This window comes from Amycolatopsis sp. NPDC028719 (assembly GCF_055565395.1).
In genome coordinates this window covers 82,322-98,113 of the sequence record NZ_JBVHUL010000019.1, presented here as the reverse complement: position 1 = coordinate 98,113, position 15,792 = coordinate 82,322, and the positions used below count along the sequence as shown (strand labels likewise).

The window sequence follows — 15,792 nt, the reverse complement described above, 5'->3', positions numbered from 1 at the left end:
CGGATGAATGGCGGCTCCCCGCCGGCTGCCGTGACTGTTCTGAATCGGAGAAACGCGATGTGCGATTCGGTGGACGACGTCCCGTCGGACGCTTGGCTGATCGACGAGTTCCGCCGCGGGGACACCGGCGCGGGTGATCTGCTCTTCCGGCGGCACGCCGAACCCTTGCGGCGGGTCGCCGCCGGCTGGGTGAGCCAGCCGGCCGAACAGGATGACCTGGTGGCGGAGGCATTTACCTGCGTCCTCGCGGTGCTCCGCGCCGGCGGCGGCCCGCGCGAGAACCTCCGTCCCTACCTCGTGGTGACGATGCGCAACCTGGCCGCCCGGTGGAGCCGTCATCGGATTCGGGTCGAGCCACACGCGGAGGTCCCGGGCACGGGGAAGACCGAGGGAGCCGACGACCTGGCGCTGCGGCGCTCGACTGACGAGCTGGTCCGGTCGGCGCTGCGCACGCTGCCGATCCGGTGGCAGACCGTGCTGTGGAGCACCGTCGCCGAAGGCCACACGACGGCCGAGCTGGCACCCGTGCTGGGCGTATCGCCCAACGGCGTCGCCGCGCTGGCCGCCCGCGCCCGTGAAGCACTGCGCCATGCCTATCTGCGAGCCCAGCAGTTCCCCACGACCGGAGGACGGTCCTGTTCCGAGACGTGGCATCAGCTCGGCTCGTGGCTGCGCGGTGAGCTCCCGCCCGGCCGCGCCGAGCTGGTTGCCGACCACGTCGCGGTCTGCGTGACCTGCCAAGCAGCCGTGGCCGCAGTCAAGCGCCGCGGACGGCCTGGACACCCAGACGGCACCTCGCGCGCCCCCGGTGTCGGGCGTCCTGGGGCGGCTCGGCAGGAACGCCGATGAACCAGGTGAGAGCGAGCTCGGCCACCCCTATCTTCGACACGCTGGTCGCTGAGACCGGGCTGTGCTGGCCGAGCCTCCCCGCCGCCACGAACAGCGGCGAACCAGCCGGCAGTCCTGCCGGCACCCCTGATCCCCAGGTAAGCACCGCCGCCCCGGAAGCCGAGCCGCCCGCGTGACTGCAGCCCGTCAATATCCATCACCTGCGCGGGACGGATAACTCATCAGGGTTAGCTCATCCGGCGGATTTGATCAACTCTTTGCGTCACGGTCGGCGACGACCCTGCTCCCACTCCCGACACCAGCGGAGGGCAGGGGGCCAATGGACGAACACATCGACGGCAACGACCGCGCGCGCCGGTTGCGCAGCCGCTGGCGGATAGCGAGCATCACCAGTGGCTGGCGATTTCCCAGCGACTGGGCGATACCAGAAGTGGACGCCGTGTGCAGCTCGGCCGTGCGGGAAAGCGACCTGACCACGGCGCTGACCGACCTCGGCGGATCCCGGGCCCGGACGGGCGCCGGACTGGACGAGACGCTCTATGACGTCGCCGCACTGCACGCCGTCCTGGACCACGGTTCCGACGTCGACGGGCTGGTCTCCGCCCATCCGCACGCCACGCCACAGCCCATGCTTCGCGCGACCGCGCTGGGCTGGGCCGACGTCGCGAGCGACATCCGCGACATCGCGGCGACCGAGCCGGAGACCGGCCTGACCACGGAAGCGTACTTGCGCATCCGGCTGAGCGAGGTGTACCGGCGCGCCACGCGGACTGGCCGCGACGTGACCGAGACACGCGTGCTGCTAGCGATCGGAGTCGACCTGCCCCACGCGGCCGGCTGGTCGCAGCCGACGGCCATGGCCCTGGTCGCCGACGCGCTGCGCGACGTTTTCGACAGCGGCGAGACCGCCGCAGCGCTCGGCCGGCGGGCGGCCGTGGTGCTCGCTGAGCGCGACGCGAACATGGAACAGCGCATTCGGCATGCACGCAGCCGGATCGTCGATCGGCTCTCCATGGACCCGCAGCTGGCCACAGCAGTCCATCTGGACTTCCGGCTGCACAGCTTGCCTGAAACCCTGGCCGCGGCACACGACCTGCTGAGCCGTATCGCCTCACGGGGAGGAGAGCCTCAGTGCGGCCGGGCTTGAATCCCCCGTTACCTTTTTCGTGGCTCCTGGCCGAGGGCTGGGCCTACGCCCGGTTCTACCCGCCGGAAACCCTGCGGCGGGCCGCCGCTACCGGGGTGGCTGCACTTCTACAATCACCATCGATCCCACAGCTCAACCGGCGGCAAGCCGCCGGTTGCCCGGCTGACCAACCTCACCGGACATCACAACTAGTGGAGCAGATCCGGCCGGACTCTGGCTATCTCCTGGGCCAGCTGCCGCACCGTGGCGGAGTTCGGTAGTTTCAGTTCGACTTCAGCACCGGCAGTCGGTGGGTTTTTCACCAGTGCTGCGTGGTGGACAGCGAATCGATGGTTCACCGGAGTGAGCACCAGAGCCGGCAGTACGGCCCTCGAGTTCGGGTCGCCCTTGACCGGCGGGCGCGGTTCCTGGCCGCGCACGGCACGCAACTCCTCCCACGCGATCAGGTCGGATTTGCGCCCCACTCGCCACCACAGTCCCCGTTCATCGACGGCGAAGCGATGCGTTCGGGGGGACGGAGCTGACCATGACCAGCAGGCCGCCCAGTGCGAGCGCACCGAAGAGGAACGACCCGACGGTCGGAGGCAAATCTGCTCTCGGCGTTGCTGACCGGCCGCCCGCGTCCGGGAATATGGCGACTAGCCCGAAGAAGACGCACATGGCCAGCCCGCCGACGAACATCCACCGACCGGACTGGTACTCGACTACGGGCGTCCCAGGTTGGGGTGACCATGTCTGTTCGGGCACAGCCGGCAGCGTAGCTGAAGAAGCTTCCAGCAGTGATGATTCCATGCGAGTCGCCGCCGTAGCGCGCCAGCCACCAGAAGGTCACACGCCAACCATGCAGACGCGAGCCGTGTGCGATTTCTTCAACAGACGGCGGTAATACGAGGCCACAGCGATCGTCTGATCGCAACGACTTCACCGCGTTGATCGGGGCGGAATATATGCCACCCGACAACAGGATGACGACCTCCAGCCAGGGATCGCCTGCACGCGGCAGGACCGCCAGCGCCGGTCGACGTCGAACGCCATCAATCTTGCCCACGGGCAGGCCGGCAGGCGTGATCACGACAGCGGCCGACCCACGGCGTTGCAACAACTTCGGGGCTGCCGCGTCATCATTCGCCCGCGCGGGCGCCTTAGGGAGTGCCGGGGTGTCCCGGGCGGCCCTGCCCCAGCCACCTGGGCCACCCCGGTCCGGCGCAATAACCCGACGGGATCCGCCCCGTCATGATCGAGTGCCAATTTACCGCGCATGGGGCCGGGCGCTCCAGAGCGCTCGCACCCGTCGCCACCGGCTCGGCGTGTGTGCCGATGGCGTGTTGCACCTGTCAAGACCGACGATGCAAGTCCCACAACGGTCCGCCGGCACCATGGCTCAGCTACTGGCACGGGGGTTGGCAAGCACGATCCGGCAAGTACCGCTCCCACTGCTTGGCGGTGATCGGATCGCCGGCCGTGCGGCAGAGGCTCGTAATCACGCGTCCGGGATCCGTGTCCCAGAGGTCGACGCCATCGTCGCCCTGTACCGCCAGGACGTCGCCATCCGGGCTGAACGCCAACGGCATCTGGTCCGGCGAACGGTGCTCATCCGAACCCGGCAGGCCGGCCTGCAGAACGGGTGTGTCCGGGTTGCTCAGGTCCCGGATTTCGGGGCGGCTCACAACATCGGATCCTCGGCGGGTGTAACCGGTTAGCGCGAGGTGCTTCCCGTCGGGGCTGAAGCTCATCGGGCTGCCCTCGTCGGATCCGACGGTGACGGTGACCGCGTCGCCGCCGGGGCCGCGCGGCCGAGGCACCACACCCTTAGCTGCCCGCCGATGTAGAGCACGAGCAGCGCACCGTCAGGCCGGAACGCGAAGCTGACGTCCTTGTCGCTCGGTGGCACTGGCAGTGTCCACAGCTCCACGGGATGTGCGAGATCCGTGATGTCCCAGGTGCGGAGCTGGCGGCCGAACGACGTGATCGGCGCGTTCCCGCCGGCATCATTCTGCGCACGTTGACCTGGGCGCTGGTGCCGTAGTGAGCCAGGGAGGTCACGACGAGTTCGCCGATCCGCGGGACCGCCACGACGTCACCCGGCCCCCGGGCAGCGGCGCCGCCGGACAGCTGGAGCTGCTGCGCGCGATCGGACGCCAGGAATGCCGCCGAGCTGTTGCAGCGTTTGATCGCCGCGACCTCAGTGCACGGAGCGCCGCGGACCTCGGTGTGCAGGCCGGTGAATTCGTCGTGCGTTCGGCCTGGTGGGCCATCGTGGTGGCAAAGGCCCGCGCAAGTGCGGGTGAACCGGCGCCAGCGCGGGGCGAGACTCAAAGTAACAGACACGCCCCGAGGCGCTACACTATGTAACGTGAGGGCTCAGCCAGCGCACCCAGGTCCAGGCGACGGTCGCGCGGCACGGTGGGCCGGGCAGCGCGACCGCCGACGCCGGGAATTCGTGAACGCAGCGCTGCGCGCGATTGCCGAGCACGGTCCCCGCGTCTCGACCGAACGCATCGCCGAAACCGCCGGCGTCACTCGCCCTCAGCTGTACAAGCACTTCGACGACACGGCCGATTTGCAGCGGGCCATCGCCGATCGGATCACCGAACTAGTCACCATGGCCTTGCGACCGGTGTGGGAGCCGCACGGCAGCCCAATGCAGATGATCACCACAGCTGTGGATGCGCATACCGGCTGGCTTGCTGCCAACCGCAACCTGTACCGCTACGCGACCCTGCACTCGCAGATCGGCCGACGCGATGGCCGCGACGCTATCGCCGACGTCAAGACCGTAATTGCGAGCCAGGTCACCGAGCTCTTCGAGCACTACCTGAAGAAGTTCGCCATAAACGAGGGCATCGCCGAAACGATCGCTTTCGGCATCGTCGGTTTCGTCGACGCCTCCACCTCGCGATGGCTGGAGAACCCGCGCGGAGTCCCGAGAACCGAACTCGCCGCCATGCTCACCCGCTGGATCTGGCGCCTGCTCGACGGCACGCTCCGCGCCGGTGGCATCCGTCTCGACCCCGATCTACCGCTATCGCCACCGCCGCGCCTGCCACCGCCCGTATCCGACTCAACCTGACCTCGGCTCAAGCGGACTATCGCCAACAGCCAACACGAGGAAGCCGAGCACTCGCCGAATCAGCCACCCGACCACCCAATCGGGGACGAGTCCTCGAGCTCGCGTCATGGACGCGACCGAGTGACGTTGCCGACCCTCACGCGCCGTCCACCCACTCGGACGAGAGACGCTCACGGGCACGGCATTCCCGCGAGCGTCGGCCTGGCGCCGAAGCTGCCGGCATGCAACCGGGAGGCCGGACCTGAGATCTCCGCGAGATAAAAGAGCCGCGATTCAGCGGCCAACCCCGTCGAGGACCGCCACGGCGCGCGTCCTGATTGCCCGGTTGCCGATTCGTGTCGGCGTGCCGTTTTCCGCGCGCTCCCGCGCGCGAGCCGGCGTTAGTCAAGCTGAGCAATGACCGGAGGTTCTGCGTTGCCTGGTGTGACGACGTGTCCCGCCGATGTCGACTCAACCTCGACTTGCTCCGCGAAGCCCTCACCACCGAACCACCCGTTCGATGGACGGTCCTCACCCTGCTCACCAGGGGCAGAGATACCAGACGAATCAGAGCCCTCGTTCCGCTCGCCGTCATCCTCGGCAGCGGCGATGTCCGATTCCCCCGGCGCAGACGGACCGGCCCGAGATGCCTCGCCAGGGCGGCATTCGGCGTGGTCCATCGTCGGCGTGGAGTCCACCCAGCTCAGGCCGACCTCGGCGACGAGTGAGTCGAAGATGGGCGTGGCCGGCCATCGCATCGAGTCGGCGTGGGCTGTTTCCACTGTGCTCATTCGTGTTCCTGCCACGTTGTGGGATCCGTTGGAGCGCAGCCCTTGGGACCGCAGGAGGACGTGCTGGTGTACGCCTCAAGGTCGAACAGTCGTTCCCCGTCGGCTCCGGGAACGGCTCGCTGGCACGACGGGCACGCTGTCACGTGCGCCGCGACTGTCGTGACACAGGCGTCGTGCCGTTCTCCCCGAATCCGGATCTCCGTCTGGCGCAGAGCTTCCTGGCACGCTGCCGTCGTGGGTGCCGGTAGGTCCTGGGCTTGGAGGTAGGCCTGTCGCAGACCCGCGCGAGGACGGCTCACCAGCGCGGCGACGCCGTTCTGCGGGATACCCATGACCGGAGCCAGGGCGGCCGGGGTGCGGCCTTCGGCCACGATGCTCCGCAGCACGGTCCGCCAGCGAACCGGCAGCGCGTGAAAAGCCGAACGGACGACGTCATCGCTCGAGCGCCGGAGCGCCGCTTCTTCGGCTCCTTCCGCCGCCCCGGTGCCCGAAACCACTGTGTGCGGCCCGGTGTGCTCCCGATGCCAGCGCCAGCGGGTGGTGAGATCCCGCATCATCGCGACCAAGTACGAATGGAGGCCGCCTTCGGGCCGCCACCGGCGCGGATCACGGCCAGTACGCACGTGAACGCTTCAGCCACCAGGTCGTCCAGTTCCGCTGGTGGTCTGCCCCATGCCGCCGCGACCCGGCGCAATGCCCCGGAGTGTCGGCGGAAGAGCCAATCGCCCGCGCAGGGGTTCCCGGCGCAGAAGTCGGCGACCAATTCCCGATCAGATGGAAGGTTGTCGTTGCGGGGCTCGCCCATTGCACACTCCGATCCAGCGCTTCCAGAGCCCGCGGCAGCGACACCTCGATCAAGCGCACATCCGCGTCGCCCGCACTCTCGGTAGTTCGATCGTGCACAGAGTAACAGATACAGAAGTGTAGCCCCTAGCGGCGACCAGCGCGCTTCGCAACGTGGTACCTCCTGGAGAGAACCCCCGCCCCAGGCGCCGGCGGGAAGTTTCCGCCTGAAGCCGGCGTGAGCACTCAACCTGGGAATACACCGACGCAGCGAGTCCAAGAACTAGGCGAAAGCACTAAACGCCCTGCTGTTCCTGCGATAACGCTGCGCGTCAGTGCTCGAGCCAGGGCGGCGTTGACCCCGTCGGCGTGGGTCGAGAGCAGGCGCCACCGAGTTTCGTCGTCCCGGCGCAGACCATCCGGGTACCGCGAACGTGCCACGTGGGTCGCCGTTCCCGGCTCAGCGTGCTTCGGCCTCGATCAGGTAGTAGGGCGAGCGGAGGGCGACCGCTCGTGTCCGGCGCAGCCCGGCGGCGGTGAGCAGGGCGTCGAACTGGGCGAGTTCCCGCTCCTGTCCGGTGGTGGCGAAGAGCATCGCCATGTCCATGAGCGCGGCACCGGCACTCGCGCCGCTCTCGCCGATCAGCATCTCGACGATGAAGAGCCGTGCTCCGGGCTGCATGGCGTCACGGATGTTCGACAGGACCGCGTGGCACGACGCGTCGTCCCAGTCGTGCAGTACGTGCTTGAGGAGGTAGATGTCGGCGGCGGGCACGGCCTCGAAGAAGTCCCCGGCCACGCCCGTGATCCGGTCTTCCAGTCCGCGTTTGCGTGCTTCGCCGGCCACGCCCGCGGCGACGTGGGCGAGCTCCAGGACCGAGCCGGTGAGCCGCGGGTGGCGGTGGACCAGCTCGCACACGAACGCGCCGTGGGCGCCGCCGACGTCGAGGACAGTCCGCGCCGCGCCGACGTCGATGACGGCCGCGGCCTCGCGAATCACCGGAGCCGACAGGTCGGTCATCGCGGCGCTGAACGTGCGCGCTTCTTCGGGATGCTTGCCGAAGTACCCGAAGACGTCCGACCCGAGCGCCTGCACTGCCTGAGGGGTGCCCGCAGCGACCGCTTCGGGCAGGAGAACCGCGGGCAGCCAGAACGCGGGCCCGATAGCGGCTTGCGCATAATGTTTGAGAGAGCTGGGGGAATCCGCGTGCAGCACCGCGAGCATCGGGGCCGGCGAGAAGGTCCCCTGACCGGGGTCGTAGGTGAGCAGGCCCAGCGCGGCACCCGCCCGCAGCAGCCGGTAGGTCATGTCCGGGTCGCTCGACTCCCGCCGGGCGATGTCCTGGGCGGAAAGAGGACCATCGTCGAGGTGCTCGGCCACCGACAGGGCGGCGATCGCCCGGACCGCCTGGCTCCCCCACGCGGCCATGATCAGTTGGTACACCAGAGAAAAGTGGTCCTGCTCCGGCGTTCCTGGTGCGGTCATGCGCCGTCTCCGGTGACGTACGTCGGCATGGTGGTCGTCATGGATGGTTCCGGTCCTTCCGGTAGCGGGGCGGAAAATAGGCCGAGGCGGCGGCCGGTTGGTCCGGTGGCGCCGACCTCGGCGATCCTGATGGCGTTGGGGTAGGTCAGGCGGTGAGGACCTCGAGCGCGGCGGCATGCACCCCGGGGGCGGCGGCGAGGTAGCTTTCGGAGGTGATGGTCCAGGGTTTGCCGTCGAGGTCGGTGACGATGCCGCCGGCTTCTTGGACGAGGAGCACACCGCCGGCGTGGGCGCGGACGTTGTCGAACTGCCAGTGCAGGTCCATCCGCCCCGCCGCGACTTGGGCGAGCTGGTGGCTGACCGGCACCGAGATCCGGACGTAGAGCGCGGCCTTGGACATCGCCGCGAACGAGGCACCCGTGCGGTCGGCCAGGGCCACGGTCGTGCCGGGCTGCGCCTGCCCGGTTCCGGTCACCGCGCCCTCGAGGGACTGCTTGTCCGAGACTCGCACGGGCACTCCGTTGAGGAAAGCGCCGCCGCCTTCGGTGGCGGTGAACATCTCGTCGGCCAGCGGGAAGTACAGCACCGCCAGCACCGGACGGCCGTCGCGGACCAGGCTGACCCCGATGTTCCAGTCGGTCATCCCGTGCACGGCGTTGAGGTTGCCGCCGACGGGGTCGATCAGCCACCACTCGCCCTCGGGCAGCGGGCCGGAGCCGTGTTCGTCGTTGAGCCAGCGTGCCTCGGGCAGGATCTCGGCCAGCGCGGGTTCCAGCACGTCGACGACGGTCAGGTCGTTGGCGCGCAGATCGGCGAGCAGTTCGGGTAGTCCCGGCTGGCGGGCGGCGCTGCTGTAGCGCTTCAGCAGCCGGGCGCCCGCCTGGCGGACGGCGGCGACGGCGGCGGGCACCAAATCCTGAGACATGTATTTCTCCTCAATCAACAATCGAAAGGTGGCTACTGACAGGGAGGTCAGCGGGCGAGGGAGACGGCGAACGGGGTGAAGCCGTGGCGGCGCAGGATGTGCGGGACGAGCAGGATCATCGCTTCGGTGGCGCGGGCGGTGGTGATGTCGCCGAGGTCCTCGATCCAGGCGGACTCCCAGCCCAGGTCACCCAGCAGGCCGGCGACGGTTTTCTTGGCCTGCTCGTCGTTGCCGGACAGATACGCCGTCGGCGGGGTCTTCAGCGCTGCGGGGGCGGTCATCACCATGAACAACATCGTGTTGAGGGTCTTCACGACCTGGGTGCCGGGCAGCGCGGCCTGCAGCTGTTCGGCGAGGCTGCTGCCGGGGTAGCACAGGTCACCGGGCAGGCCGTCAGGGCCGTCGATGGTGGCGTTGGAAACGTCGATGAGGATCGTGTCCGCGAGCTCGGCCCGCAGGGCGGTGAGCCGCTCCAGCGCGCTGTCACCGGGGGTTGCGTTGATCACGACGTCGGCGGTGCGGGCGGTGGTGGCGTGATCGGCGTAGCGGATCTCGGGTCCCTCCGCGGGCGGTGCGCTCGCCACCGCGTCGCTCTCCCGACGGCCGAGGGTGACGTGGTGGCCTGCTGCGGCGAGGGCGCGGGCGAGGTTGGTGCCGACGCGGCCGGCGCCCAGGATGCCAATGCTGGTCATGACGAAAATGCTCCTTGCGCTTGATGTGGATGATCTCGGTGGAACTGGGTGGGTGCCGGTCAGAGCGGGGACAGAACCTCGAGCGCGAAGGCGAGGTCGACAGGCATGGTCGTGCCCATTACGTATTCCCTGGCTTTCTTCGCAGGCGGGGCCGCTGTGAGTCCTTCATTCGGTCCCGCACTTCGAACGTAGAGGCCTCTGTCATTAACAACAAGTGCATGTTTGACACTTGAATAGTTACTGACGCGCACTTGACTTCCGGTGCTCGCAGCGGGGGTGAGGCGCGGCGCTCGATCAGCTCGAAGGCTGTGGGCCACCCCTACAAGCGGCGGGTACCCCACCGGATCGTCTCGGCGTATCGACGATTCCCATGCCCGTCAGTCACCCCACCACGGCCGGCTCGGTGATCTCCACACGCTGCCGGCGGCCTCGGAACTCCACCACGAAGTTCGCACCCAGCGCCGCGCCGACGATCCCGAGGACCGGGGTCATCAACCCCGTTCCCGCCAGCGATCCCAGCAGCGCCCCCACCAGCGCCCCCGCGACCGCCGCGAACCAGGATCCGGGATTCGCCGTCGACCGTGCGAGGTGCGCACCGAGCCCGATCACCAGTCCCGTACCCGGCACCACCACGGCCGGAGCGGCGATGAACCACCCAGGTGCGAGCGTCCAGGTGAACAACACCCCCAGGAACCAACCGGCCAGGCCGAGCGGCACCATGGTCAGCGCCCGGATCCACCGGCTCGCCCGGCGGCTCGGCGCGCCACGACGCCGGCGCCTGCGGACCAGCAGGCCGAGCACCAGCAAGCCGATCAACACCCCACCGATGGTGACGCCGACGAGGAGACCGGCGATCGCCGACATGCTCAACGGCACAGTGTCGAAGCCGACCGGACGCCGGTCGAACTGCGAACTGTCGACGCGACCGGTGTCGAAGAACGTGGTCAGCAGGTGCTTGCCCGCCTCGGGCCGGTGCTCCCAGAAGTCGTTGGTGTGACCGAGGCCGGGCAGGACCACCTGGTGCCCACGGGAGAGCGCGGGCAGCAGTTCGTTCGTCGCGTTCACCGGCGGCGTGGAGAAGTCGAGTTCGCCGCCGACGAGCAGAGTCTCGACCGCGCTGGGCTGGACCGTGCGGTATCCGGCGTTGTCGGGACTGTCCGGCCAGGCGGTGAAGAAGCCTCCTGGGCCGCCCCAGAGGAAGTCGGTCGAGGCGTTGCCGAGGATCGAGCCGGGATCGCCGCCCTGGGCGTAGTACTGCCGCGCGGCGGGGGCGTCGAGCATGGCGAACGACGCGAACTCGCCCCAGACCGTGGAGGTCGGCAGTGCGACCTCGGCGAGCACGGACATCGCCCACTTGGCGCCCGGGCCGCCGTCGAGGTAGGCGTCGACGGCCGTGGGCGCGTTGTTGGGTGCCGACCCCGGCCCGTTGTGGTGCATCGCGTACTGGCTCAAGACCCGCACGTTGGTGTCCTTGATGGACAACGGCCCCCACCGCGACGGCATCGTGGCGACGGCGTCTCGGATCGTCTTCGCGAGATCGGGAGTCTTCGCGGCGCACGCGGCGTCCGCCCGGCACAACTCCGCGTACTGCGCGAACTGGGAGTCCGTGACGCGCGGGTTCCAGAACAGGTGGCCGGGCGGGTTGACCGAGATCATCGCCGAGCGCAGCAGCGCCTCGGGGTGGCGCCACGCGTAGACCATCGCGGTCCGGGTGCCCGCGCTCGAGCTGACCAGGTCGACCCGCTGGTAGCCGAGAGCTTTTCTCGCCGATTCCATGTCCTCGACGCGCTGGGCGACCGAGTAGCCGGTCAGGTCGACACCCGAGCGCTGGAGCCGGTTCGCGCACTTGCCGAACGCCCGGCTGGTCGCGGACAGAGTGTCCGGTCCGGTCATGCCGTCGGACGACGACTGCAGCGCGGAAGTCACCTCGGGACAGTCAAGGCGTCGTGAGCCGTCGACTCCCCGGTAGCCGACGAGAACGACATCGTGGTGCTCGATGAGCCGGCCGGCCTCGGGGAAATCCATGTTGGACAGACCCGGTCCGCCGCCGAGCCGGACGATCGGTTCGCCCACCGGCTGCGCGGTGGCGCGGACCCGGACAACCGGCAGGGCAATCAGGCTCGACGCCGGATTCGCGCGGTTTTCCGCGACCACCAGCGTCCCGCAGTCGGCGGGCCGCGTTCCCGCTTCCGTGTCGTAGGTGCAGGGCTTGAGGGTCAGCGAGTCCGGCGTGGCTCCGGGCGGGACCCGCGGCGTGTCGTCCGGCCAGAAAACGAAGGTGCCCAGCACGAGCAATACGGCCGCGATGCCGGCGAGAGCCACCGTTCGGCGGCGGGAGAGGGACAAGCGCATGGCGGCACGCTATGACCCCGCCCCTCCCCCGGGCGTCACACCGAGCTGTGATCGCCCTCCCTCTCTGGAGTGACTTCCGGCGGGGTTCGCGCCGGGCACAATGACCGGATGCTCAGCACGAACGAGGTGGTCCGCTCTCCGCTCCGCCGATGGCTCGGCCGCGTGGGCGCGCACGACACGGAGCGTTCCCTCGCACGTCAGTCGGCCCTCGTGGGGGCCATGTGCCTGGTCATCGACGCGGCGAGCTTCTTGACGCGCGGTCCCGGCCCAGGCCCGTGGAACACCCTTCTGCTGGCCGGAATAGTGATTGCGGACGCAGCCCTCGTGTCGTCGCCCCGGCTCTCCGGTTGGGTCGCGGTCGGACACGCCCTGCTGGTTCCGGCGCTTGCCCTCGTGCTTCCCGGCCGCAGCGCGAGCACCGCCGGTCAGCTGGTCAGCGCGTACCGGGCCGGCGCCTGGTTGCGGGGATGGCCCGCCGGCGCAGCACTGGCGGCGTTGTGCGGCGGCGTCCTGTGCTCGTTGCTGATCAGCGGGCTTGACGCACCGGCTTCCCTGCTCAGCCTGGTGGCCGCCAACGCCCTGATGCCGTGGCTGGTCGGGCGGTACACCACCGCGCGCAAGGCGCACGTGGACGAACTGCGTCACCAACGCGAAGCCGCACTGCGGGACGCGCAAGCCGAAGTGGCCGCGGCAGTGGCCGAGGAACGCGAAACGATCGCCGTCGAGCTGCACGACGTCATCTCCCACCACGTCAGCGCGATCGGCGTCCACGCCACAGCGGCCCGGCTGAACCTCACCGCGGGCCCGCTTACCGACGACAGCGCGGTGCGCACCTCGCTCACCGCGGTCGAGGAATCCAGCCAGGCCGCGATGGTCGACCTGCGCCGGCTGCTTTCGCTGCTGCACGAGGGCGATGAGTCACCGGAGCAGCCAGGGCTGGGGATGCTGCCGGACCTCCTCGACGGCATCCGGTCTTCCGGTTTGCAGGTGACGTACGTCGTCTACAACACCCCGCACCCGCTCCCCCGCGCCATCGACACCACGCTGTACCGGGTGGCACAGGAGATGATGACGAACGCTCTGCGCCACGGTGACGGGAAAGCTGCTCGGGTGGAACTCGACTACGGTGGCGACCGCGTAGGCCTCACCGCCCGCAACCCGATCGTTTCCGGCGCGGATCCGGTGGGGAGAGACTCCCCGGTCGTCGGCTTCGGCGTCGGACTCGAAGGGATGCGCAAGCGCGCGGAGACGCTGGGCGGGTCGGCAGCTTTCGGCCTCGTCGGCGACGGGCTCTACTGGGAGTCGAGCGTGACGATTCCTCTGGGAGGTGAATCATGACCTTGCGGATCGTGATCGCCGACGACCACGCGATGTTCCGATCCGGTTTTCGCGCGGTCCTCGACGCTCAGCCGGACATGGAATGTGTCGCCGACGTCGGCGACGGGTACAGCGCCATCGAGGCCATCCGGTCCCTTGCCCCGGACCTCGCCGTCCTGGACGTGCGGATGCCGAAACTCGATGGTCTCGCGGCCGCTCGCCAGTTGATGTCGTCGGGGCGGCAAGCCTTGAAGGTCATCCTGCTCACCACGTTCGGTACCGACGACTACCTGCGCTCGGCATTGGCCTCCGGGGTGAGCGGGTTCGTCCTGAAGAGCTTGCCCCCTGAAGAACTCGTGACTGCGATCCGCGTCGCCGCCCGGGGCGACACCTACCTCGACCCGTCGATCACCAGCCGGCTCGCTCCACGGCTGGTCGACGCGCTGACGCCGGCCGTTCCGGACCGGGAACGAGCACCCGGCCTGGATCGGCTCACCGCACGCGAACGGGAGGTATTCCTGCTGATGGCCGCGGGTTTCTCCAACGCCGACATCGGCGAGCAGCTCTACGTCGGCGAACAGACCGTCAAAACCCACGTCTCCCGCGTTCTGGCCAAACTCGGCCTCAGAGACCGGGTGCACGCCGTGCGCTTCGCCCACCACCACGGCCTGATCGAGCCACACGACACGTCCGGCCTGTGACGCGATCACGTCTGCGAGCGACGGAGGGCGGAGTTCAACGACACTGGCCCGTCCAGACGTACCGACCTCCCCTTGCCAGGCCGCGACTCTCCGGTGACCAAACTCCTGCGCCGACCACCATTCACAGCGGCGCTGCGTGCCGACCGGAGGTGCGGACTCCCGCATCAACGCCAGCGAGCCACCGACACGAATCGCTGATCCGCGTGTCCGCTCGTGCTGTTCTTCCGGTTGATCCGACCGTGCGCGCTTACGAGGTCGGCGAGTATGACCGCAGTCGAACGTCCGAGCGCGGCCGCGGTTTCTCCGCCATCGAAGACGCGGCGCAGGACGGTCGCCAACGAGGACCATGCCCATGGGTGTGACCAGCCGATCACCTGGGACAGGTCAACGCCGATTTCGAGCAGCACCGTGTGCGGCTCGGCGCTGTTCGGTGGTGACCTGGCCAAAGCGTTGGCTGTTCCAGGTGGTTCGCGAGAGTGGACCACCTCGTGAGAAGAGACTGCGTTGCCGACCCCTTTGGTCGCGACGCTTCGTCGCCGACCATCCTCGCCCGAGCCGGCCGGATCGCCCGCTGCGCCTGAAGCCGAGGCAGGCAGCTTCCTGACGGTGTCACAAATCCGAGGGAACCTCGGCGCTGACCTGGCATACAAGAGAAGAATCAGGATTGCCGTTCACCGCGCCGTTGTACGCGCCTCGGCGCGCGACGACAAGCGCAGATCACTGTCGAGGGCGTCCCGCCGAGGGATGCCTAACGTGTATTGCCACGAGGTCGTGACCATCCCGGCGTTCGTCCGGTGACGAGAAACCCGCATCCGGCGACGACGAGAAATAGGCCATCCCGGCAGATGACTACAGCAACTACAGCACTGCTCGAGGTGCCGAGCAGAAACCACCTTCGCGCCCCGATGGCACTCACCGTCGACCTGCCCCATGGGCTTGGCTTCAATAGTACGTCCACGGCAAGCGGGCCCGGTGCGCGCTTGCCTGCCGCCACCCGAACCGGTCCTCCGCGACGGCCGCGCCACCTCAGCGCCACAGCATCCCCGGACGACGCGGCAAGCTGTCCCACCGGCGAAGGGCGGACGGCGGTCGCCGACGCGGTGTTCGGCCGCGCACAAGCGGGCACAGTCCAGGGACGCCCAGGGGTGAACCCGTTGCCGTCACGGAGTTCTCGCCCTAATCCGCGTCCACATCGGACTTCGTCATCACGTAAGCCGCAGAGCAGGGCAATGACCGCCGGCGAGCGGCCCCCGCCGGTCACATCACGGGCGCGGGGCTTTGTCACCTGAACCGGCAGCTGTTGGTGTCACCCACGTAGGGACCGTTGGGTCGATCATTCTCACCAGATCGCCACGCTTCACGCGAGAACAAGCTCGGTGAAGCGTGGCGTTCCGGGCTCACCCGCGACCAGCGGGCAGCAGAAAAGGTGGGCTACTTGGCAACATCCACAAGGGCCGCGGCGAAACGGAAATACTTGTTGGTTCCGAGGTCGCGCACGGTCTTGATGTTGAAGGCGGCTGCCAGCTTCTCGGCGTCACCGTCGCTTACGCCGGCGAGTGCGGCGACGGGAGCGTCGAGGACCTCGGCAAGAGTGAGGTTCTCATAGGCCTTGTCCAGCTGCTTGTCGAAGTTGGCGGAAATAGCCACGTGTTTGTCCTTTCACCGGGTCGACTGCGGCAGTCGCTGGGGAACGCTAGCCG

At 68.7% G+C, this 15,792-nt stretch carries 12 protein-coding genes and 1 pseudogene; 6 read left to right on the top strand and 7 right to left on the bottom strand.

The genetic code is table 11. The features are described 5' to 3' along the window. The first annotated feature begins 57 nt into the window (after positions 1-57). From ACZ4TR_RS48625 to ACZ4TR_RS48615, 3 genes and pseudogenes are all read left to right on the top strand, one after another. Positions 58-849: a sigma-70 family RNA polymerase sigma factor gene (locus tag ACZ4TR_RS48625; protein ID WP_465295982.1), complete on the top strand. Its 792-nt coding sequence runs from the start codon at positions 58-60 to the stop codon at positions 847-849. A gap of 319 nt (positions 850-1,168) precedes the next feature. Next, positions 1,169-1,996 carry a GGDEF domain-containing protein gene (locus ACZ4TR_RS48620; protein ID WP_465295980.1) on the top strand — a complete coding sequence of 276 codons (828 nt, stop codon included), beginning with the start codon at positions 1,169-1,171 and terminating at the stop codon, positions 1,994-1,996. Between the two features lie 87 nt (positions 1,997-2,083). Next, a pseudogene (locus tag ACZ4TR_RS48615) lies at positions 2,084-2,188 on the top strand (IS481 family transposase); the annotation flags it as partial. 1,193 nt (positions 2,189-3,381) lie between these two features. Here ACZ4TR_RS48615 and ACZ4TR_RS48610 read toward each other — a convergent pair. After that, on the bottom strand, positions 3,382-3,798 hold the full coding sequence (locus ACZ4TR_RS48610) for a hypothetical protein (protein ID WP_465295978.1): 417 nt from the start codon (positions 3,796-3,798) through the stop codon (positions 3,382-3,384). Between the two features lie 638 nt (positions 3,799-4,436). Between ACZ4TR_RS48610 and ACZ4TR_RS48605 the strand changes: the two genes are divergently transcribed. Continuing rightward, positions 4,437-5,066 (top strand): TetR/AcrR family transcriptional regulator, encoded by a 630-nt coding sequence (locus ACZ4TR_RS48605; protein WP_465295976.1) that lies wholly within the window; start codon positions 4,437-4,439, stop codon positions 5,064-5,066. Between the two features lie 2,013 nt (positions 5,067-7,079). Here ACZ4TR_RS48605 and ACZ4TR_RS48600 read toward each other — a convergent pair. From ACZ4TR_RS48600 to ACZ4TR_RS48585, 4 genes are all read right to left on the bottom strand, one after another. Next, complete coding sequence (locus ACZ4TR_RS48600; protein WP_465295974.1) at positions 7,080-8,105, bottom strand: methyltransferase; 1,026 nt, start codon at positions 8,103-8,105, stop codon at positions 7,080-7,082. A gap of 145 nt (positions 8,106-8,250) precedes the next feature. Then, a complete protein-coding gene (locus ACZ4TR_RS48595) occupies positions 8,251-9,030 on the bottom strand; it encodes an inositol monophosphatase family protein (RefSeq protein ID WP_465295972.1) in 780 nt (259 codons plus the stop codon). Positions 9,031-9,077: 47 nt separating this feature from the next. Beyond that, entirely contained in the window at positions 9,078-9,722 is a 645-nt protein-coding gene (locus tag ACZ4TR_RS48590) for an NADPH-dependent F420 reductase (protein WP_465295970.1), read from the bottom strand. Positions 9,723-10,103: 381 nt separating this feature from the next. After that, positions 10,104-12,074, bottom strand: a complete 1,971-nt coding sequence (locus ACZ4TR_RS48585) for an alpha/beta hydrolase (protein ID WP_465295968.1) — start codon at positions 12,072-12,074, stop codon at positions 10,104-10,106. A 108-nt stretch (positions 12,075-12,182) separates the two neighbouring features. Here ACZ4TR_RS48585 and ACZ4TR_RS48580 point away from each other — a divergent pair, with 108 nt between their 5' ends. Together ACZ4TR_RS48580 and ACZ4TR_RS48575 are read left to right on the top strand one after the other, a co-directional pair. Beyond that, positions 12,183-13,412, top strand: coding sequence for a sensor histidine kinase (locus ACZ4TR_RS48580; protein WP_465295966.1), 1,230 nt, complete (start codon positions 12,183-12,185; stop codon positions 13,410-13,412). A gap of 11 nt (positions 13,413-13,423) precedes the next feature. Next, positions 13,424-14,092, top strand: a complete 669-nt coding sequence (locus ACZ4TR_RS48575) for a response regulator (protein ID WP_465295964.1) — start codon at positions 13,424-13,426, stop codon at positions 14,090-14,092. 164 nt (positions 14,093-14,256) lie between these two features. Here the strand turns inward: ACZ4TR_RS48575 and ACZ4TR_RS48570 are convergent, their stop codons facing one another. Then, entirely contained in the window at positions 14,257-14,499 is a 243-nt protein-coding gene (locus ACZ4TR_RS48570) for a hypothetical protein (protein WP_465295962.1), read from the bottom strand. Between the two features lie 1,024 nt (positions 14,500-15,523). Continuing rightward, a complete protein-coding gene (locus tag ACZ4TR_RS48565) occupies positions 15,524-15,739 on the bottom strand; it encodes a hypothetical protein (protein ID WP_465295960.1) in 216 nt (71 codons plus the stop codon). Between the last annotated feature and the right edge of the window lie 53 nt (positions 15,740-15,792).